We start from the raw sequence: 20,618 nt of genomic DNA, 5'->3' as shown, positions 1-20,618 counted from the left end.
ACCGCCGAGCGTGCGACAGGCATGGAAACCTCACGTGGGGGAGAGCGGGTGGCGTGCGGGACGGGAGGGCACGGGGCACGGGCGGTGCGGACGCGCGTGCCCCGTGGCGGGGATCCGGTGTGTCAGCCGGCCCAGACGTCCTCGACGTAGGTGCCGGACTCGATCAGGGCGGCGAGCCAGGCGGTGGCCTCTTCGTCGTCCGCGCCCGTGTACTTGCGGTAGACGGCCATGAACGCCTCGCGCACGGCGGGAGCCATGCGGCGGCCGTCGCCGCAGACGTAGACGCGTCCGCCGGCCTGCAGCGCGGCCCAGACCTCGTCGCTCTCCTTGGCGATGCGGTCCTGCACGAAGCGGGCGCCGTCCTCGGGGGCGCAGGCGAAGGTGGGGCGCATGCTGACGGCTCCGGCCGCCTCCGCCAGCTCGAACTCCTCACGGTGGAGGTAGTCGACGGCCGGGTGGTCGCAGCCGAAGTAGCACAGCAGCGTCCCGGTCGACCGGGTGTGGTGGCGGTCGAGGACGGCTCCGCGGAAGGGGGCCAGACCGGTGCCGGCGCTGATCAGGATGACGGGGACGGACGGGTCCTGCGGCAGGCGGAACGACTCGCTGCACGGAAGCACCCTGGCCTGGACGGTGTCCCCGGCCCGAACGGTCTGGATGTAGTGCGAGGCGATGCCCTTGAAGGTTCCCTCGCCACCGCGGTGGGGTGCCGCCAGCAGCGAGATCATCAGGTCCACCTCGCCCGGGGCCGCCTGCGCGGAGGAGGAGATCGAGTAGTGACGCGGGCGCAGCACGGGGAGCAGTTCCAGGAAGCGCTCGAACGGCAACTCGCAGGCCTGGTAGCGCTCCAGCAGGTCCAGGACGCTCCGCCCGGCGACCGTCACCTGCTCACGGAAGGCCTCGGGTTCCGCCGCCGCCAGCTCGGCCAGGGGGCGCTTCTCCGGCGGGCAGGCCGTGTGCTCGGCGAGCACCGCGACCTGCTCCTGGGCCGCCGCGTCCTGCAGTTCGACGAAGTCGGTCAGCAGCCGGCGCAGGGTCAGCGGGCGGTCGACGGGCAGCGCGCCCCGGCTGCGGCGGCGGGCGCGCAGCCGGACGGTGCGGTCCAGGTCCAGGCCGAACCGGTCGGCGACCCGCTGGACCAGGGCGTCGGGGTTGCGCGGGAGTACGGCCAGGTGGTCGCCGGTGCGGTAGGTGACGCCCTCGGGCAGCCGCAGCCGCACGAACCGCTTGGAACGGCCGAGCCCATGGTCCATGTCGACCAGTTCGTACGCGTCGAGCACCTCCATCGGCTGGACGCCGTGGCGAGCCGTGAGCCCGCCGATGACCGAGTCGGTCGTGTCCTGCAGCTCGTACAGCCCCGCGTCCTGGTCGGGCTGCGCCTCCACCGCGGCCGCCTCCCCTTCGGCCCCGTACCGGTCGAGCAGGGCGGCCCACAGGTCGCCCGTCCACCGGTCGACGGTGCCGCCGAAGTCCCCGGAGGCGTCGGCGGCCCCGCGCTCCAGAAGGCGTACGGCGCCCGCGGCGGTGAGCCGTTCGTCGATGAGGGTGGGGACGCGCTGGTAGGTGGCGGCCCAGTTGCGGTCTCCGACGCCGAGTACGGCGTACCGGACTCCGTCGAGCGAGCCGGGCTCGAGTCCCTCCAGCCAGGCGACGAACTCCGTGGCGTCGTCGGTCGGCCTGCCGTTGTAGGAGGCGGCCACGATCACCACGGGTCCGGCGCCGGGGGTCAGTTTGCCCACCGCGTCGTTGAGGGGCGTGACGGTCGCGGTGAATCCGCGTTCGCCGCCGTCCTCGGCCAGATCCCGGGCGATGCCCGCGCAGGTCCCCAGGTTGGAGCCGTGCAGGAGGGTCAGTGCGGTGCCGGTGACGGGCCGGGCGGCGGGCCGCTCCAGGGCCGCGGGTGCGCCGGTCGCGGCGGCGGGACGGCGCCGGTCCGCGCTGGTCCGCCGGGCCAGGCCGAGGGTGAACTCGTCGGGCTTGAGGGTGAGGGACTGCTTGATCTTCAGCTGGTAGTCGGTGTGGTCGATCAGGCGGTAGCGGTGCACCAGGAGCGCGAGGACCAGGGTCGCCTCGTGCAGCGCGAACTGGCGGCCGATGCAGGCGCGTTCGCCGTTGCCGAACGGCTTGAACAAGTGGACGGGGCGGGTGTCCTCCCGCTCGGGCAGGAATCGGTCGGGGTCGAACAGCTCGACGTTCTCGCCCCAGGCCGGGTCCCGGTGCAGCTGCGGAATGAGCACCAGCAGCGACTCGCCCTTGCGCACGGCGTACTTCCCGCCGATGACCGTGTCCTGAAGCGGCTCCACCGCATAGACGGGCGCCGTGGGCCACAGCCGCAGGCCCTCGTTGAGCACCTGACGGATGTACGTCAGCTTCCCGATGTCCGCGTAGTCGGGTTCGGGCGCGTCCGTGTCGCCCCACAGCGCGTCCACCTCCGCCTGGGCACGGGCCAGGACCTCGGGGTGCTTGGTCAGGTAGTACAGCGCGAAGGACAGCGCCCCGCTGGTGGTCTCGTGCCCGGCGATGAGGAAGGTGATCGCCTGGTGACGGATGTTCACGTCGTCGAGCGGTTCGCCCGTGACGGCGTCGCGGGTGTGCAGCATCCGCCCGAGCAGGTCGTCGGTGCTCTGGTCACCGGAAGCCCTGCGCTGCCGGATCACGTCGTCGACCAGGTCCTGCATCAGGGTCACGTCACCGCGGAACTGTTCGGCCTGCCGCCACTTGAAGAGGTCCGTACCGGGGATCGACTCCCCCTTGGCCTGCGCGAAGCCGAGCGCGCGTGACAGCGAGGTGACGAAGGGGTGCGCCTCTGCGCGGGCGAACGACTCGAAGTCGTAGCCGAAGCCGCACAGGCCGATCGTGTCGAAGGTGAGCCGGGTCATGTCGGCGGCGACGTCCACGGGCTCCGTGCCTGCTGCCCGGTCCCACTTCCCCGTCAGCTCCCGGGCGACCTTGAGCATCGTCGCGTGGTAGCCGCGCATCGCACCGAGCGAGAACGCCGGCATGAGGATGTCGTGCGCCTTGCGCCAGTTCGGCTCGTCGTTGAAGGCCGTGAACAGCCCGTCTCCGCCGATCGCCCGGAGGAGGACGAGGTCCGGGTGGACGTTCTTGCGGAAGCGGGTCTCGTCGGCGAGTTCGGTGACGAGGTCCAGGCCGGAGACGAAGTTGATGTCGTTGCCGAAGATCCTGAGCCGGAAGAGCGGCCCCAGTTCCTTGGCCTCCTTCATCACATGGAGCAGGCCGTCGGCACCACTGGGGACGCTGAACGCGTGGCCGACCAGCGGGAGGGCAGGCCGCTGGGGGATCGGCTCGGTTCCACGCAGGGACGTCTTGGTCATGGGGCTGCCTTTCGTGCCGCACCGGTCTGTCGCTTGTGATCAACATACACGCGACATTGTCACTCGACAATGTCGAGCGATTGTGTTACCTGACACGGTCATCCGACAGAACCTTCGGGCGGGTCAGTGCATCGGGTGCCGGTCGGCGCGGGCCGTTACGTCTGTCGCCAGGGGGTACCCGTGGGACGCTGCCGGTTCAGCTCGGTGGCGTTCGATCTAGGCGGAAGGCACCGGCCTGTGGAGACTTCTCTGACCAGCAGCCGTTCGGTCGTCGCCGCCCCGCCCCGCTGCTGGGTCCCGCGGGGTGTCTACGCCCCGCAGACCGACACCCGGCTGCTGCGGCGTGCGCTGTACCGCGAGGCGATCACGGAACGTACGGACGTGCTGGACCTGGGCACCGGGAGCGGAGTGCTCGCGGTGGAGGCGGCGCGGCTCGGCGGCCGGGTCACCGCGGTCGACATCTCCTGGCGGGCGGTCGCGGCCACCTGGGTCAACGCCCTGCTGAACGGCCAGACCCTGCGGGTGCGCCACGGCGACCTCTCCTCGGCCGTGCCCGGCCGCCGCTTCGACCTCGTGGTCGCCAACCCGCCCTATGTACCCGCCCAGGACGAGACGCCGCCCGTGGGTGCCGCCCGGGCCTGGGACGCCGGTCCGGACGGCCGGCTGCTGATCGACCGCATCTGCGACAGCGCGACGACGTTCCTGCGGCCGACGGGCGCGCTGCTGCTCGTGCACTCGCATCTGTGCGGCATCGACGCCACGCTGGCCCGCCTCGCGGACGCCGGTCTGCGGGCCGAGGTCGTCGACCGGACCCGGCTCCCGTTCGGCCGCGTGCTGCGTTCACGGCTCGGCTGGCTGCGCGAGCGGGGGCTGACGGCCGACGGTACGACGGAGGAGCTGGTGGTGATCCGTGCCGAACACATCTGACCGGCCCCGCCGGGTGCGCGTGCAGCGCGACGGGCCCCTGCTCATCGAGGGTCCCGTCGAAGTGGTGGACGAGAACGGCGAGGTGACGGTCTCGCGGCGCTTCACCGTGGCCGTCTGCACCTGCCGCCGCAGCCGTACCTTCCCCTGGTGCGACACCAGCCATCGCCGCCGCGGCGGGCGGCCCTGCGAAGGCGGGCCCGAATGACCGCGGCCCACCCCCGGGAGCAGTCGCGGCACCGGCCACCGCCACTGCCCGAACCCCGTGGCCCGCTCTCCGCCGCCGTGCTGGCGCTGCTGCGGGGATCGATCCCCGGGAGCATTCCGCCTGCCGCGGACCGTGCGCCGTACGGCGAGGACCTGCAACTCGCCCTCTACGTCCTCTACGAGCTGCACTACGAGGGCTTCCAGGGCGTGCCCGACGGGCTCGAGTGGGACAGCGGGCTGCTGGCCTGCCGCGCCGCGATCGAGGACCGCTTCCTGGGCGCACTGCGCGCGGACGTACCGGTGAACGGCACCGACACGGCCGGGCAGGCGCTGGACGAACTGCAGGTCGAACCGGTGGACGCCGGCGGCAGCGTCTCGCACTTCCTGCGCGACGAGGGCGATCTCGGCCAGCTGCGGGAGTACGCGGCCCTGCGCTCGCTCTACCACCTCAAGGAAGCCGATCCGCACGCCTGGGTCATCCCCCGGCTGCACGGACGGGCCAAGGCGGCGATGGTCGCGGTCGAGTTCGACGAGTTCGGCGCGGGCCGCGCGGACGAGATCCATGCGCAGCTGTACGCCGACCTCATGGCGGACCTCGGGCTGGAGACGGCGTACGGCCACTACGTCGACGCCGCCCCCGCCGAGGCGCTCGCCATCGTCAATCTGATGTCCCTGTTCGGTCTGCACCGGGCGCTGCGCGGCGCGCTCGTCGGGCACTTCGCCGCCGTCGAGGTGACCTCGTCCCCGGCCTCCCGCCGCCTCGCCGAAGCGATGCGCCGGGCCGGGGCAGGGCCGGCGGCCGTGCGGTTCTACACCGAGCACGTCGAGGCCGACGCCGTGCACGAACAGGTCGTACGGCATGACGTCGTCGGAGGGCTGCTGGAGAGCGATCCGGGCCTGGAGGCCGACGTGGTCTTCGGGATCCGTGCGACCGGTCATCTGGAGGACGCCCTGGCGGCCAGGCTGCTGGCGCACTGGCGGCGGGACGGGATACCCCGCCGCCCATGAGACCGGCACCGCCCCTGGCGTGGCGGCCGGGCGATCTGCGCCCGCTCCGGAGGCGTGGCAGCGCCCGCGCCGCCCGAGGCGTGGGTAGCGTCGTCACGCAGAGGAGTCGCTGGTTTCCCGTCGGTCGGGGCGGGCACTCGCGACGCGCTTCTCACTCTCGGCACGGCTGAGGAGAACCATGACCGAAGCGTCGCAACGCCTTGAGGAAGGCGCGGGGCGTGCGTCTCGCGGTGCCGCCGTCCCGCTGGGGCGCACGCTGCTCGCCTGGGCCTCGACGACCGACCACAAGGTGATCGGCCGGCTGTACATGGTGACGTCGTTCTGCTTCTTCCTCCTGGCCGGCCTGCTCGCTCTCGGCATGCGTGCCGAACTGGCCCGTCCGGGGCTGCAGTTCATGAACGAGCACACCTACAACCAGCTGTTCACCATTCACGGCACGATCATGATGCTGCTGTTCGCCACCCCGATGTTCGCCGGGTTCGCGAACGCCGTGATGCCCTTGCAGATCGGCGCCCCCGACGTGGCGTTCCCCCGGCTCAACGCGCTGTCGTACTGGATGTATCTGTTCGGCGGCCTGATGGTGGTGTCGGGGTTCCTGGTACCGGGCGGTGCCGCGGCCTTCGGCTGGTTCGCCTACGCGCCACTGAACAGCGCGTACTTCTCGCCCGGCGCCGGCGGCGACCTGTGGGTGATGGGGCTGGTGGTCACCGGAGTGTCGACCACACTGGGCGCGGTCAACTTCATCACCACGATCCTGTGTCTGCGCGCCCCGGGCATGACGATGTTCCGGATGCCTATGTTCACCTGGAACGTGCTGTTCACGTCGATCCTGGTGCTGCCCGCGTTCCCGGTGCTCACGGCCGCACTGCTGGCCCTGGAGTGCGACCGGAAGTTCGGCTCGCACGTCTTCGACGCCCACAACGGCGGCGCCCTGCTGTGGCAGCACCTCTTCTGGTTCTTCGGGCACCCCGAGGTCTACATCGTCGCGCTGCCGTTCTTCGGCATCATCGCGGAGATCATCCCGGTGTTCTCGCGCAAGCCCCTCTTCGGCTATCTGCCGATGATCGGGGCGACGACCACCATCACCATGCTGTCGGCGGTGGTGTGGGCGCACCACATGTTCGCCACCGGAGCCGTGCTGCTGCCGTTCTTCTCCGTGATGTCGTTCCTGATCGCGGTGCCCACGGGCATCAAGTTCTTCGCCTGGATCGGAACGATGGTGGGCGGCTCGGTGTCCTTCGAGACACCGATGCTGTGGTCGCTCGGATTCCTGGTGTCGTTCCTGCTGGGCGGCCTCAGCGGGGTGCTGCTGGCCTCACCGCCGCTGGACTTCCATGTCACCGACACGTACTTCGTGGTGGCCCATCTGCACTACGTGCTCTTCGGCACCGTGGTCTTCGCGATGTTCGCGGGCTTCTACTTCTGGTGGCCGAAGATCACCGGGAAGATGCTCGACGAGCGCCTGGGCAAGCTGCACTTCTGGCTGCTGTTCCCGGCGTTCCAGCTGACGTTCCTCGTGCAGCACTGGCTGGGCGAGTCGGGCATGCCGCGCCGGTACGCCGACTATCTGCCCTCCGACGGGTTCACCCTGCTCAACACCCTGTCGTCGACGGGCGCGTTCCTGCTCGGTGTGTCCACGCTGCCGTTCCTCTACAACGTGTGGCGCACCTCCCGGCACGGGCGGACCGTCGAGGAGGACGACCCCTGGGGCTACGGACGCGGCCTGGAATGGGCCACCTCCTGTCCGCCGCCCCGGCACAACTTCACGGCGCTGCCCCGGGTGCGCTCGGAGTCCCCGGCCTTCGACCTGCACCACCCCGATGTCGTCCAGCAGGCCAGGAAGGAGGGACTCCGGTGAAGGTGGAGGCCGTGCTCTTCGGTGCCGTGGCCGCCTTCTTCGGCGGCTCCGCGGCGCTCTACGGCGTGTGGTCCCACTGGGACCCGGCCGGCACCGCGGCGCTCGTCGTGGCGTTCGCGATGGCCGCACTGGTGTCGTTCTTCTGCGCCGTGCAGTACGCCCGGCACGGCCGGCGCCCCCAGGACTGCAAGGACGCCGAGGTGGCCGACGCCGCCGGGCCGCTGGAGTTCTTCCCGCCGCACAGCCCCTGGCCGATCGTCACCGCGTTGGGTTTCGCGGTCACGGCGACCGGCGTGGTCTACGGCCTGTGGCTGTTCCTCATCGGCTTCGGCGTGCTGGGCCGGGGTGTTCTCGGCCTGGTGTTCCAGTACGTGGACCGGGGTGCCGGTCCACAGGAGTGAGCGGGGCGCGCGGGGCGCCGGGCCGGAAGTCGGTGACGGGGCGGTGGCCGCTCTCGTAGCCGCCGGTCACGCTCTGCCGCACCTCGCCGGTCTCCTCGCCCTCGGCGAGACGTTCGCGTTCCGCCTCCAGGAGGGCGTGGCACAGCGCGCGGGTGAGAACGAAGGCGAGCACCGGGCCCACGACCAGGGCGACGCGCAGCGTCCAGGTGAGGGTGTTGACCGAGATGCGGAAGGTCGCCGCCAGCACGTCGTTGCCACCGGCCAGCAGCAGCACGCCGTAGAAGGTGATGCCCGCGACGCCCAGGCCGGTGCGGACGGGTCGTTCGCGGGGCCGGTCGCACAGGTGCTGTTCGGTGAGCCACTCGCCGGTCAGCCGCTGCTCCACGAAGGGGTAGGCGTACAGGACGGCGAAGAGCAGTGCGGGCAGGACGACCGCGGGCAGCAGGACGTTCCACATCAGCGTGTGGCCGGCGACGGTCGTCTCCCACGGCGGCACGAGCCGCAGCGAGCCCTCCAGGAAGCCGACGTACCAGTCGGGCTGGGACCCGGTCGACACCTGGTCCGGCCGGTAGGGGCCGTACACCCAGACGGGGTTGATCTGCGCGACGCCGGAGAGGACGGCCAGCACCCCGAACACGGTCAGGGACAGGCCGGCGGACGAGGCCGTGAACTGCGGGTAGAGGGGCTTTCCGACGGCGTTCGCATTGGTGCGGCCCGGGCCGCGCCACTGGGTGTGCTTGAGGTGGAAGACGAGGATCAGATGCAGGGTGACCAGGGCGATCAGCGCTCCCGGCAGCAGCAGCACATGCAGGCTGTACAGCCGCGGAATGACGTCGTGGCCCGGGTACTGGGATCCGAAGACGAAGAAGGCGATGTACGTCCCCACCACCGGGATGGAGAGCATGATCCCCTCGGCGATGCGCAGTCCGGTGCCGGAGAGCAGGTCGTCCGGCAGGGAGTAGCCGGCGAAGCCCTCGGCCAGGGCGAGCATGAACAGGGTGACGCCGATGACCCAGTTCAGCTCCCGCGGCCTGCGGAAGGCCCCGGTGAAGAAGATCCGCAGCAGATGGAGGCCGATCGCGGAGACGAACACCAGGGCGGCCCAGTGGTGCAGCTGACGGATCAGCAGCCCGCCCCGCACGTCGAAGCTGATGTGCAGGGTGGAGTCGAAGGCCTGCGACATGCGCACGCCCCGCAGCGGGGTGTACGGCCCGTCGTAGACGACCTCCCGCATCTCCGGCTTGAAGAAGAGGGTCAGCCACACACCGGTCAGCACCAGGACCAGCAGGCTGTACAGCGCCAACTCGCCGAGCAGGAACGACCAGTGGTCCGGGAACGCCTTGCGCAACAGCCGGCCGCCCCCGTCGTACACGGGCAGCCGGGCGTCCACCGCGTCCGCCAGCCGCTCCCCCCGGTGGGGAGGGCGAGCCGCTCCGGGCGCGCTCACGACGGGCCCATGGCGCGGCCGACGGCTTCCTCGTACGGCACCCACCTCACGGCCGCTCTCCCTTCGACACCGCCTGCTCCCGGCATCTCTTTCCCGGAGCGCATGCGGCGAGTACCCCTGGGTCACGAAACACTCGTGCGCCGGTGGTGTCGCACCCGTTCGGCTGACGCTCACGCTCCCAGCGCGCGGGCGAGCAGCATGCCGCGGTTGTTGGTGGAGGTCTTCGCGAAGATCGACTTGAGGTGGTCCTGCACGGTGTGCTCCGACAGGGACATCCGGTCGGCCAGGGCGTGGCTGTCGCCGCCCTTGGCCAGGAGGCCGAGGAGGACGCTCTCCCGGGGGCTCAGGGCGTGGGCCCTGGCGAACACGGCGAGCCGCTCGGCCGGTGAGGTCTCCTCGATGGTGACGGCGATGGCCCGCCGCCGGTCGGGCCGCGCCGGGTCGCCGATCCGGGCGGCGCTCAGGGTCAGCCACAGGCCGTCCGCCAGGTGGACCCGTGAGCGCGGCGGGTTCGCGTCGACGCCGGCCTCGACGGCCAGCAGCTGGGCGGCGACGTCGTAGGCGCTCGCGGGCACCTCCGGGCGGGCATGCTCGGGCGGCACCAGCAGGCTCAGATAGGCGTACGTGTCCGGGGTACGGGCGAGGACCCGCAGGTCGGGGGAGAGCAGCAGCACCAGCGGGCCCGGGCGCTGCGCCCCGGACGGTCTCACCACGAAGGTCTCCGCCTGGCTGCGGCGCAGGGCCGCGGTCACGGGGGCGGTGAGGCGGGCCAGGTACTCGGCCTCCGCGGCGCTGAAGCCGCCGTCGTAGCGGTACAGGTCGAGGAAGCCCCAGCAGCCGAAGCGGTCCCGGAACACCATCGAGGCGATGTCCCGCACGCCGTAGCCGTGCAGCAGCTCCCGCCACAGCAGGCTGCCGGAGCGGTCGGGGAGCTCGTTGAGCAGGGCGATGCCGTCGAGTGCCGTCCAGCGACCGGTCGCGCTCAGGTACTTGAGGCGGGTCATCCTCGGCAGTTCCGGCAGACACGGCACCTCGGCCACCGGTGAGCAGCCCACGGCGGTCTCGGGGTCGGTGAGGGGGAAGGCGTACGCGTCGAAGCCGGTGGCGGTGCGCAGTTCGTCGAGGAGCCGCACACGCAGGTCCCGGGAGTCGCCACCGGCCTCGCAGAGGCGGACGACACGCTCGTGCGACCGCGCGTAGGCGACACGAACCGCCATGATTACAGCGTACGACGCAATTCCCCACATTTCTGGGATGGGCCGGGCGCCCGGCCGCCGTCGACGATGGAGGGACCGGAACAGGAGCCCTCGATGACCAGCAACCCAGACCCCCGTGCGACGGCCGACCCCGTCGCGACCTCCCGGCGCCGGCGCGGAGCCGGCACCTCCTGGCGTGCGCTCGTGGTCGCCTCCGCGCTCGCCTCCGCGGCCGCCCTCGGCACGGCCGCCCCGGCGCACGCCGCCCCCGCCCAGACCCAGACGGGTCATGTGTACGCATGGATCAGCGACGGCTGGGGCGGAGGACGCCTCACCAGCAGTCCGGCCGGGATCAACTGCCACATCACGTCGTGGGACCCCTACGCCGACAACGCGCAGGCGCCGAGCCAGACCGGCACGTGCGACGCGACCTTCCCGGTCGGCTCGACCGTCACCTTCACCGCCACGCCCGATCCGGGTTCGAACCTCAACATCGGCCCCGACCCGGCTCGCCTGACCGTGGCCTCCGGCTACAACCCCGTCTACGTCGTCTTCTGCCCGAACGACGGCCTCTGCATGAGCTGACGACGGCTTCCGCACGATCTACTGACACTGCGCGCACCACACCGTCGTACGGCCCCCCAGACGGGAGCGGCGCAGCGGCTCGCCGCAGCGGGGGCAGTGCGGGGACGGGGTGTCGCGGTGGCCGGTGAGCCAGGAGTCCCGGGGCGGGACGCGGCCGGTGGGCACCGCCGAGCGCAGGGTGCGGCACATCTGGGTGTAGAGGCGGCGGCGGTCGTCCTCGGTGAGGTCGTTCGCGTGGGCGGCGGGACGTACTCTCGCGCGCCAGAGGATCTCGTCGGCCAGCAGGTTGCCCAGGCCGGCGACGACGGACTGGTCGGTGAGGACGGTCTTGATCGTGCCGCGGCGGGCGCAGAGCGCGGCCTCGAACCGCTCGCGGTCCACGGCCAGCGCGTCCGGGCCCTGGCGGGCCAGCAGCCGTCCGACGGCCGTTTCGTCGTCGGCCAGCCACAGGCCCTGGAGCTTGCGCTGGTCGCGGTAGCGGAGCTGGCGGTCGGCGCCCACGGTGAACAGGACGCGGTCGTGGGGCGCGGCCTCCTCGTCGGGGCGGGCGCAGACCAGCAGCCCGGTCATGCCGAAGTGGAGCGCGACGGTGGGGCCGCCGGTACGGGCGAGCAGCCACTTCCCGTGGCGCTCCGCACCCGTGAAGCGCCGGCCCTCCAGCGCCTCCCGCAGCCGCCGCGCGCTCACCCCGTGCAGGACGCCCGCGTCACGGACGTCGACGCGCCGGATCACCCTCCCCTTCGCGCAGGACACGAAGACCTTCCGGAATCCCTCGACGTCCGGCAGCTCGGGCATGACCGCTCACCTCGCTACGGGAGGCTCCGGCGACTTCGCTACCGGGTACCCACCCGTGGCTCCCGCACCACCACGGCCTCCCGCGCCGCCACCGTCACCCTGCCGTCGGCCACCGGGTTCCCGGACAGCAGCTCGGTCGCCCCCGGGGAGACGGCGACCTCCGCGTCCTGGTCCGTGTGGTTGATCAGGAAGAGGTAGTCGGCCTCGGTGCCGCGCCGCAGGGCCGCCTCCACGCCCGCCGGAGCGGAACGCACCGGCTCGACCCCGGCCTCGACGCGGATGCGCTCCAGGAGGCCGGCCAGGGCCTCCGGGGCCGGGTGGGTGGCCACGTACCAGGCAGCGCCCGTGCCGTACGCGTTGCGGGTCACCGCCGGCACCCCGGCGAGCGGCCCGTCCGTGTACGACGTCACCGCCTCGGCGCCCTCCAGCCGTACCCGCTCCGACCAGAGCGTGCCCGTGCTGCCGTCGCTCAAAGCCACCGTCTGCCCGGGCAGCAGCGGGAACAGCTCGTCCGTGCGGACGCCGAGGGCCTCCCGGAACGCGCCCGGGTAACCGCCCAGCCGCACATGGCAGTTGGCGTCGACCATCCCGCTGTGGAAGCCGACCACGAGAGTGCCGCCGCGCTCCGCGAAGCCGGTGAGGTTGGCCGCGCCCGTGTCGTCGACCAGATACAGCGAAGGGGCCAGGACCAGGCGGTACGCCGACAGATCCGCGTCCGGGCGTACGAAGTCCACCGCCACGCCGGACCGCCACAGGGGCTCGTACCAGGCGCGGACCAGGTCCTGGAAGTGCAGCTCGCCGCTGGGCTGCGAGGGCAGTTCCATGGCCCAACGGGCGTTCCAGTCCCAGACGACGGCGACCTCGGCGGTGCCGGTGGCGCCCCGCACCTCCGCCAACGCCCGCAGATCCGCGCCCAGTTGCACCACGTCCCGCCAGATCTGGCTGTCGGTGCCCGCGTGCGGCAGCATCGCCGAGTGCCACTGCTCGGCGCCCGCCTTCGCCGCCCGCCACTGGAAGTAGGCGATGCCGTCGGCGCCGCGCGCCACGTGGGACAGCGCGTTGCGCCGCAACTCCCCCGCCGTCTTGGCCCGGTTGACCGGCTGCCAGTTGACCGCGCCCGTGGAGTGCTCCATGAGCAGCCACGGGCCGCCCGCGAGCGAGCGGACCAGGTCGCCGCTGAGGGCGATGTCGATCTGCGACTCCGGGTCGGCGGACTGGAGGTAGTGGTCGTTGGAGACGATGTCCAGCTCGGGCGCCCAGCGCCAGTAGTCCAGGGCGTCGAAGTTGAACATCACCATGAAGTTGGTGGTGGCGGGGGTCTGCGGGGCGGCCTCCCGCAGGACGTCCCGCTCGGCCTCGTACAGCGAGAGCAGGGCGTCGCTGCAGAAGCGGCGCCAGTCCAGCTGGTGGGTCGGGTTCGGGACCGCGCCGGTCGCACGCGGCGGCAGGATCTGGTCCCAGTCGTAGTACCACTGGCTCCAGAAGGTGGTGCCCCAGGCGTGGTTGAGGGCGTCCAGGCTCGCGTACCTGTCCTGCAGCCACTCGCGGAAGGCCTCCGCGCTGGTGTCGCAGTGGCACTCGGCGTTGTGGCAGCCGTACTCGTTGTGGACGTGCCACATCACCACGGCGGGGTGGTCGGCGTAGCGGCGGGCCAGTTCGCCGACGATCCGCAGGGCCGCCTCGCGGTAGGCGGGGCTGGACGGGCAGAACGTCTGGCGGCTGCCGTACGACAGCCTGCGGCCGTCCTTGTCGACCGGCAGCGCCTCCGGGTGCTTCACGAAGAACCAGGCCGGCGGGGCCGCCGTCGGGGTCGCCAGGTCGGCGGCGATCCCGTGGGCGTGCAGCAGATCGAGGATGCGGTCGAGGCGCGAGAAGTCGTAGGTGCCCTCGGAGGGTTCCAGCAGCGCCCAGGAGAAGATGTTGACGCTCACCATGGTGACCCCGGCCTCGGCCATCAGCCGCATGTCCTCGGCCCAGACCTCCTCGGGCCACTGCTCCGGGTTGTAGTCGCCGCCGTAGGCGATGCCCGGCACGTTCAGGGCGCGGCTCATCGCTCGGCTCCCGAGAGCAGTCGGCGGGTGGTGGTCACGCCCCACTCGTCCAGGGACAGCAGGCGGTCGCTGGAGGCCATCAGACCGCCGGTCGCCTCCACATGGGCCGCCCAGCGCTCCCGTGTCTCCACGGCCGGGCGGGCCATCAGGCAGTCGGGGTCGTTGACCCAGAGGCGGCCGTGCTGCCACTGGCGTCCGGCGCCGGTGAACTCGGCCGGGTCCTGGCCGGGCTGGCTGAAGTCGTCGGCCTCGGGGCGGCGGTGCGGGGCCGTGTCCGGGCTCACCCGCATCGCGTCGAACAGGCCGATCGAGGGCAGGATCGGGGCGCCGCAGCCCAGCAGGTACGCGTCCGGGCCGATCGCCTCGCGGATCAGCTCGATGCCCTCGCGGTACGCGGTGAGGGCGTCGACGTCCCTGTGCCGTACGCCGTCCAGCGCACCCGCGTACAGGAAGTCGACCTTGAAGTAGTCGTAGCCCTCGCTGCCCAGGGTGCGGAAGACCTCGGTGAGATACGCCGCCGCCTCGGGGTGCGTGGTGTCCAGGACGCGCAGGTCGTGGCCCCAGTTGCGGCCGGCGTGGGTGAAGCCGCCGGTGGTGTCGCGGACCAGCCAGTCGGGGTGCTCGGTGGCCAGGTCGCTCGCCGGGTCGACCAGGAAGGGGGCCGTCCAGATGCCGGCCCGGCGGCCGCGGGCGCGGATGGCGTCCGCGATGCCCTCGCGGGAGCGGAAGCGGCCCGAGAGGGTGAGCCAGTCGCCGAGGGCCTTCTGGTAGCCGTCGTCGATCTGGACCACGTCGATCGGCAGGTCGAGGGTGTCCATCGCACGGAGGTTCTCGTGGATGTCGTCCTCGGTGACGTTCGTGAAGTACTCGTACCAGGAGCACCAGACGGTCGGCGCCGGGCGCGGGGGCTCGACGCCGAGGCTGTCGGCCCAGCTGCCCAGTGCGGTCTGGACGTCCGTGCCCGTCCACTCCTTCACCGAGCCGTCGGCGGTGACCTCCGCGATGCCGTCCGCCACGGTCAGACGGATGGACGGCACCTCGCCGGTGGGGTCGACGGCCGCCCACAGACGGGCCGGGGAGCCATCGCCTGGGTCGAGCGCCAGCAGGCCCTCGCCCTGGAAGGTGCCCTCGGGGACGGTCACGCCGGGGCGGTAGCAGACCGTCGCCCAGTTGTCGTTGGTCGGACGGTACGGCTTGTCGCCGAGGGCATAGGCCCCGCTGGGGCTCCAGGACTGCCAGCCCTCCTCGTGGACCCGGGCGTTGACCGGGTCCACGGGGACGGAGGCGACGGCGGTGAAGGGGTGGTGCTGCACGGAGGTCTCTTTCAAGAGGGAGGGCGTCAGCCCTTGTTGGCGCCCAGGGTCAGTCCGCTGACGAACTGGCGCTGCAGTACGAAGTACACGATCAGGGTGGGGATCGCGGTGAGCAGGGCGCCCGCGGCGACCAGGTTGGGGTCGGTGAAGTACTGCCCGGAGAGGTTGTTCAGCGCGGAGGTGATCGGCATGTTCTCGCCGGTGGAGATCAGCACGATGGCCCAGAAGAAGTCGTTGTAGATCCAGATCGAGAGCAGTGTGGCCAGCGCGGCCATGGCGGGCTTGCACAGCGGCAGCACGATCTGCCAGTACATCCGCCACACCGACGCCCCGTCGACCAGGGCGGCCTCGGTCAGCTCGTGCGGCAGCATCCGCATGTAGTTGGAGAGCACGAAGGCGCAGAACCCGGACTGGAAGGCCACGTGGATCAGCACCAGGCCGAGGGCGGAGTCGTAGAGCTTGCCGGACATGGTGATGCCGGGCAGGTCGATGAGCAGGTACATGCGGTACAGCGGGGTGATGATGACCTGCTGGGGCAGCAGGTTGCCCGCGGTGAACACCAGCAGCAGGAAGATGTTCAGCCGGAAGTCGAACCGGGAGACGTAGAACGCCACCATCGACGACAGCAGCAGCGTGATCAGCACGGCCGGGACCGCGATGATCAGCGTGTTGCCGAAGTAGTGCATCATGTCCGACTGCTGGAACGCGTTGGTGAAGTTCTCGAAGCTCAGCTTGTGCGGCCAGGACACGTAGCCGCGGTTGCTGGTCTCCGAGTACGGCCGCAGGGCCGCGAAGACGGCCCACAGCAGCGGGGCCAGCCAGGCGAGCGCGGTGACGATGAGGAACGTGTGCAGCAGGATCCGGGCCGGGCGGACCGGCGTGCGCTTCTTCAAAGCGATGGTGCTCATGCGCGCCGCTCCTTCCGGAAGGTGGCGATCAGATACGGGATGATGACCGCGAGGGAGATCACCAGCAGGACGACGGCGATCGCGGAGCCGTAACCGATCCGGCTGGACTCGCCGATGATGTTGTTGGTGATCAGGATCGACAGCAGTTCGGTGCCCTGGGCGCCCTTGTTGAACACAAACACCAGGTCGAAGGCGCGCAGCGCCTCGATGATCGTGACGACCAGGACGACGGTGTTGGTGGGGCGCAGGGTGGGGAAGATGACGTTCTTGAACGTCTGCCACTCGTTCGCCCCGTCCAGCGAGGACGCCTCGCGCAGGGAGGGGTCGACGCCCTTGAGGCCGGCCAGGTAGAGGATCATCATGTAGCCGGTGTGCCGCCAGGACGCGGCGATCAGCACCGCCCACAGGTTCAGGTGCGGGTTGCCGATCCAGTCGATGTAGTGGCCCGGCTTGTTCGCCCCGATCAGGCTGTTGATCAGCCCGGTGTCGGGGTTGTAGACCAGCTGCCACACGAACCCGGTCACCGCGAGGGAGACCACGACCGGCAGGAAGAACGCGGTCTGGTAGATCCGGGTGAAGCGGATCTTCTTGTCCAGCTGCACGGCCAGGAACAGGCCCATCGGCGTCGGTATCAGGATGAGCACGACGAACCAGATGATGTTGTGCTCGACCGCGGGCCAGAACTGCGGGTTGTCGGTGAACAACTGACGGAAGTTGTCCAGCCCCACCCACTTGATCGAGTCGAAGCCGATCCCGTCCCAGCTGGTGAAGGCCAGGAAGATCGAGGCGAGGGCGGTGACCCAGACCAGGGCCACGTGCAAGACGGTCGGCACGCCGGCCATGAAGGCGAGCGTGACGCGGTCACGGCGGGTCAGCAGGCGCTTGTGTCCCTGCGGCACCCGCTTGTTGTGGACAGGCGCGGGCCCCGGAGGCGGCACGGCGGCCGCCTCCGGGGTCTTCGTGGAGGTCTCGGAGCTCATGAGGACGCGAAGATCGTCTTCTTCTGGCGCTCGATCGAGGACAGCAGACTGTCCACGCCCTTGGGGTTCTGGAGGAACTTCTGCAGACCCGGCTGCATCACCGTGGAGGTGAAGTCCGGCCGCGAGTCACGGTCCATGAACTGGGTCAGCGACTTGGCGTTGCTGATCATGTCGTACGCCTTCTTCTGCAGCGGCGTGTACGACGAGGTGTCGGCCTTGCTGGAGGCGGCCACCACACTGGAGTCGGCCTTGAGGTAGATCTGCTCGGCCTCCGGCGTGCCCAGGAACTCCATCAGCTTGGTGACACCGTCATGGTTCTTGGGTGCCTTGGAGACCATGAAGCCGTCGGTCGGCGCCTCCACGGTGTCCTGCCCGAACTGCGGGTTGATCTCCGGGAAGGCGAAGAAGTCCAGGTCGTCCAGGTCGGCCTTGTTGGTGAACTGCTGCGCCACGAACGAGCCGAGGACGTACATGCCGGCCTTCTTCGACACCAGCGTCTGCGCGGCGTCCTGCCAGGTGCGGCCCATGAAACCGTCCTGGTGGAAGGGCAGCAGCTCGGACCAGTGGTCGAAGACCGCCTTGACCTTCGGGTCCGTCCACGCCTCCTTGCCCGCCATCAGCGACTTGTGGAAGTCGTAGCCGTTGAGGCGGAAGTTGATCTGGTCGAAGGTGCCCATCGCCGGCCAGGCGTCCTTGTCGCCGAACGCGATCGGCACCAGGCCGTCCTTCTTCATCTGCTTGCACAGGGCCACCAGCTGGTCCCAGGTGGTGGGCACCTGGTAGCCGTGCTGCTTGAAGACGCTCTTGCGGTAGAACAGCGCCCACGGGTACGTGTACAGCGGCACGAAGTAGTACTTGCCGTCCTCACCCTTGGACAGCTGCTTCATCGCGTCGGGGAAGTTCCCGCCGATCTTCTGCCACACGTCGTCGATCGGCGTCGCCAGCTTCTTCGCCGCGAAGAACTGCATCCGGTAGCCCGCGAACCAGGTGAACACGTCGTCCGGCGTCGCCTGCAGGTAGGAGTTGATCTGCTCCTGGAAGGTGTTGTGGTCCTTCGTGTTCACGTCGACCTTGATGCCCGACTTCTTCGTGAAGGCCGCATAGATCTCCGCGAACGCCTTCTTGGGCACCGCGTCGGACGAGTTCGAGCCGAGACTGACCGTCTTCGGGTCCGACGAGGACCCACTGCTGCCACACGCGGACAGCAGGGGTATGCCCGCACCCGCGAGCAGGGCGGCACCCCCCACACCGCGCAGCAGACCACGACGACTGGGGGCGGGCAGAGAGAGACCCGAGGGTGAGAGGTCCATGTACGGCTCCTGAAGGCAGGGGTTCGGCCACAACTACGCCACGTCGAAAAAAAGTCGAAACCGACCATAAATCAACTCGACCGAACATCGTGGCGCTTATATCAGTCCTATGTCCGGTCATGCGTCAAGAGCCGCCGGGGACCTTTGTGGAAATGTGACCGACATGTTCGTGATCGTTTCGGTGCGAGTGATCGAACGAACCAGCCCGGAGATGAGAGTAAATGCCGGATTCGCGTCGCGGCCAGGGCCTGCTAGGCGACGATCCGGACCGACTTCGTCACACTGACCTGGTCGATCTCGGACGTGCGGACCGTGGCCTTCATGGTCCAGGTGCCAGCGAGGGGCACGGTGACCGAACTGGTCCCCCAGTAGCCGCCCAGATCGGTCAGCCGGGCGTCCAGCGGGCCGATCTTCTGCGCGGGGAGGCTGAGGGAGAGCCGCAGCTCAGGGACGGTGACGATGCCGCCGTCGGGCCCGAAGACGACCGCCTGCACGGTGTTGTCGCCGACGCGGCCCGGGTCGAGGGTGATCTGCACCTTGCCGCGCGCGCGGCCCACCTCGAACGGGATCGTCGTGACCGACGCGGCAGGCAGCCCGCCGGCCGTCGCGGGTGCCTTGGCCGCCTCGGCGGCCGCGCGACCCGGCAGCGTGCTGCTGAGCACGGTCGTGAGCACCAGCACCACGACCCCGACGGTGACCTCGGCGAGCACGCTGCGGCGCAGATTGCGGCGGCTCGCGCCTCCGGCGGCCGGGGCGGCCGGTTCCCCCGCGGCGGTCGCGGGAGGCCCGCCCACGGGCTCCGGGACCCGTTCCCGTACGGCCGTCTCGGCGTCCGCCGTCACCAGCCGCGCGGTCCAGCGCCGCGAGAGCCCCGCCGCCGCCACCAGGAGCAGCACAGCGGCCAGTTTGGCCACCAGCAGGCGCCCGTACGTCGTCCCGGTGAGCGCGCTCCAGGAGCCGAGGCCCCGCCAGGACTGGTAGACGCCGGTGACGACCAGGACGGTCACGCAGGCGAAGGCGATCCGGGAGAAGCGGGCCACGACGGCCGGGGCGGGTTCGGTGCGGTGGAGCAGGATCAGCAGCGCCGTGAGGCCGCCCAGCCAGACCGCCATGGCCAGCAGGTGCAGCACGGCGGAGGCCATCGCCAGGGGGACCTGGATGCCCGCCGAGGCGTGCTCGGAGGCGGCCCAGGTGAGCGCGAGGGCCACGCCGAGGGCACCACCGGCGGCGAGCGGCGGCCGCGGCCATGCCTCGCGTTTGCGGAGTCGTACGGCGAACACGGCGGCGACCAGCAGCAGGGCGAGCCGGGCCAGCAGGGCGAGCCCCGGGCGGCCCGTGAGGGTGCGGCTGAAGGCGGCGGCGTCGAGGGCGGTCGCGGGGCCCGTGCCGGTCTCGTACGGGGCGCGCAGCACCAGCAGCGCCAGGGTGCTCCCCAGCAGCGTCCACCAGCCCACGACCAGGGGTTTCTGCAAGGGGCCGTGGTCCGTCGGGCGGCACAGGGCGACGAAGGCGGCCGTGCCGATCAGCAGCGCCGCCGCCAGGTAGGCCAGATAGCGGGCGATGTTGTAGAGACTGGCGGTCGCCGGGTTCTCGACCGGTCCGGTGTTGACGGTGGCGACCGTCGCGGAGGCTTTGCCGACGGAGAAGGTGAACGCGCCGCCCACCGGGTGGCTGTCCGCCGAGACGACCCGCCAGGCCACGACATAGGTGCCCTTGGCGAGCTTCTTCGGCAGGGTCACGCTCGCCGTGTCGGAGCGGCCCCCGGCGTGCTGGGCCTCACCGATGCCCACACGCCGGTTGTGGGGGTCCAGGACGCGGAAGGAGTCGTCCAGCAGACCGACGGACTCGGTGAACGTCAGGGTGATGGAGCGGGGGGCCGACCTGAGGACGGTTCCGTCCTCGGGGTCGGTGGACTTGAGGGCCGCGTGCGCCGACGCGGGCCCCGCACCCCCGAGGACGAGCAGGACCAGCACGGCACCGAGCAGCACCAGCCCTCGAACCCCCCGACGCCGCTGCCGCCCCCTGCGCTCACCGTCACACCCCACGCCACCCTCCGTCCCGGCCCGGACCGCCTCCCGGATAGGTACGGACACAAACCGCGGAGCATTCACCATGCCGGCCGACACGCACCACTCGCCGCACCCGGACCGCCGGACGGACGCTTGCGGCAGCCGCCCTCTGCCACCCCTCCGCCTCGGGACCCGCCGCCTTCCCCACAGCACCGCCCCCCAAGCCGCCCCCGCCTCACCACGCCGACCGCCAGTCTCTCCGACATCACCCGCTGTCTCGCGTACCTGGCGGCG

At 70.8% G+C, this 20,618-nt stretch carries 16 protein-coding genes; 6 read left to right on the top strand and 10 right to left on the bottom strand.

The window, feature by feature from the left end; all coding sequences use genetic code 11:
• Positions 1–122: 122 nt before the first annotated feature.
• Positions 123–3,332 (bottom strand): bifunctional cytochrome P450/NADPH--P450 reductase, encoded by a 3,210-nt coding sequence (locus tag ACWCRD_RS36535; protein ID WP_450970014.1) that lies wholly within the window; start codon positions 3,330–3,332, stop codon positions 123–125.
• A 237-nt stretch (positions 3,333–3,569) separates the two neighbouring features.
• Between ACWCRD_RS36535 and ACWCRD_RS36530 the strand changes: the two genes are divergently transcribed.
• The 5 genes from ACWCRD_RS36530 (at position 3,570) to ctaF (ending at position 7,730) form a co-directional block, all read left to right on the top strand.
• Entirely contained in the window at positions 3,570–4,259 is a 690-nt protein-coding gene (locus tag ACWCRD_RS36530; protein ID WP_450970013.1) for a HemK2/MTQ2 family protein methyltransferase, read from the top strand.
• On the top strand, positions 4,243–4,464 hold the full coding sequence (locus tag ACWCRD_RS36525; RefSeq protein ID WP_450970012.1) for a CDGSH iron-sulfur domain-containing protein: 222 nt from the start codon (positions 4,243–4,245) through the stop codon (positions 4,462–4,464). Before ACWCRD_RS36530 ends, ACWCRD_RS36525 begins: the two co-directional genes overlap by 17 nt.
• Positions 4,461–5,471: an iron-containing redox enzyme family protein gene (locus ACWCRD_RS36520; protein WP_450970011.1), complete on the top strand. Its 1,011-nt coding sequence runs from the start codon at positions 4,461–4,463 to the stop codon at positions 5,469–5,471. The genes ACWCRD_RS36525 and ACWCRD_RS36520 overlap by 4 nt, the downstream gene beginning before the upstream one ends.
• 178 nt (positions 5,472–5,649) lie before the next feature.
• The gene (ctaD, locus tag ACWCRD_RS36515) at positions 5,650–7,329 is read left to right on the top strand and encodes an aa3-type cytochrome oxidase subunit I (protein WP_450970010.1); all 1,680 of its coding nucleotides are present in this window, start codon (positions 5,650–5,652) and stop codon (positions 7,327–7,329) included.
• A complete protein-coding gene (gene ctaF / locus ACWCRD_RS36510; RefSeq protein WP_450970009.1) occupies positions 7,326–7,730 on the top strand; it encodes an aa3-type cytochrome oxidase subunit IV in 405 nt (134 codons plus the stop codon). Before ctaD ends, ctaF begins: the two co-directional genes overlap by 4 nt.
• Here the strand turns inward: ctaF and qcrB are convergent.
• Entirely contained in the window at positions 7,648–9,177 is a 1,530-nt protein-coding gene (gene qcrB, locus ACWCRD_RS36505) for a cytochrome bc1 complex cytochrome b subunit (protein WP_450970008.1), read from the bottom strand. The genes ctaF and qcrB overlap by 83 nt on opposite strands.
• 170 nt (positions 9,178–9,347) lie before the next feature.
• On the bottom strand, positions 9,348–10,394 hold the full coding sequence (locus ACWCRD_RS36500) for a helix-turn-helix transcriptional regulator (protein WP_450970007.1): 1,047 nt from the start codon (positions 10,392–10,394) through the stop codon (positions 9,348–9,350).
• Between the two features lie 93 nt (positions 10,395–10,487).
• Between ACWCRD_RS36500 and ACWCRD_RS36495 the strand changes: the two genes are divergently transcribed.
• A complete protein-coding gene (locus ACWCRD_RS36495; protein WP_450970006.1) occupies positions 10,488–10,958 on the top strand; it encodes a hypothetical protein in 471 nt (156 codons plus the stop codon).
• Positions 10,959–10,976: 18 nt separating this feature from the next.
• Here ACWCRD_RS36495 and ACWCRD_RS36490 read toward each other — a convergent pair whose 3' ends face one another.
• From ACWCRD_RS36490 to ACWCRD_RS36460, 7 genes are all read right to left on the bottom strand, one after another.
• Positions 10,977–11,753, bottom strand: a complete 777-nt coding sequence (locus tag ACWCRD_RS36490) for an Fpg/Nei family DNA glycosylase (RefSeq protein ID WP_450970005.1) — start codon at positions 11,751–11,753, stop codon at positions 10,977–10,979.
• 38 nt (positions 11,754–11,791) lie between these two features.
• On the bottom strand, positions 11,792–13,804 hold the full coding sequence (locus ACWCRD_RS36485; RefSeq protein ID WP_450970004.1) for a beta-galactosidase: 2,013 nt from the start codon (positions 13,802–13,804) through the stop codon (positions 11,792–11,794).
• The gene (locus ACWCRD_RS36480) at positions 13,801–15,117 is read right to left on the bottom strand and encodes a glycoside hydrolase family 36 protein (protein WP_450970003.1); all 1,317 of its coding nucleotides are present in this window, start codon (positions 15,115–15,117) and stop codon (positions 13,801–13,803) included. The genes ACWCRD_RS36485 and ACWCRD_RS36480 overlap by 4 nt, the downstream gene beginning before the upstream one ends.
• 26 nt (positions 15,118–15,143) lie before the next feature.
• The gene (locus tag ACWCRD_RS36475) at positions 15,144–16,025 is read right to left on the bottom strand and encodes a carbohydrate ABC transporter permease (protein ID WP_450970002.1); all 882 of its coding nucleotides are present in this window, start codon (positions 16,023–16,025) and stop codon (positions 15,144–15,146) included.
• Complete coding sequence (locus ACWCRD_RS36470) at positions 16,022–17,005, bottom strand: carbohydrate ABC transporter permease (protein WP_450970001.1); 984 nt, start codon at positions 17,003–17,005, stop codon at positions 16,022–16,024. Before ACWCRD_RS36470 ends, ACWCRD_RS36475 begins: the two co-directional genes overlap by 4 nt.
• On the bottom strand, positions 17,002–18,315 hold the full coding sequence (locus ACWCRD_RS36465; protein ID WP_450970000.1) for an ABC transporter substrate-binding protein: 1,314 nt from the start codon (positions 18,313–18,315) through the stop codon (positions 17,002–17,004). Before ACWCRD_RS36465 ends, ACWCRD_RS36470 begins: the two co-directional genes overlap by 4 nt.
• Positions 18,316–18,566: 251 nt before the next feature.
• On the bottom strand, positions 18,567–20,303 hold the full coding sequence (locus ACWCRD_RS36460) for a copper resistance CopC/CopD family protein (protein WP_450970093.1): 1,737 nt from the start codon (positions 20,301–20,303) through the stop codon (positions 18,567–18,569).
• Between the last annotated feature and the right edge of the window lie 315 nt (positions 20,304–20,618).

The organism is Streptomyces sp. NPDC002092, from assembly GCF_053593775.1.
Note: the sequence above shows the minus strand (reverse complement) of the source record. Positions and strands in the feature narration are given on the sequence as shown.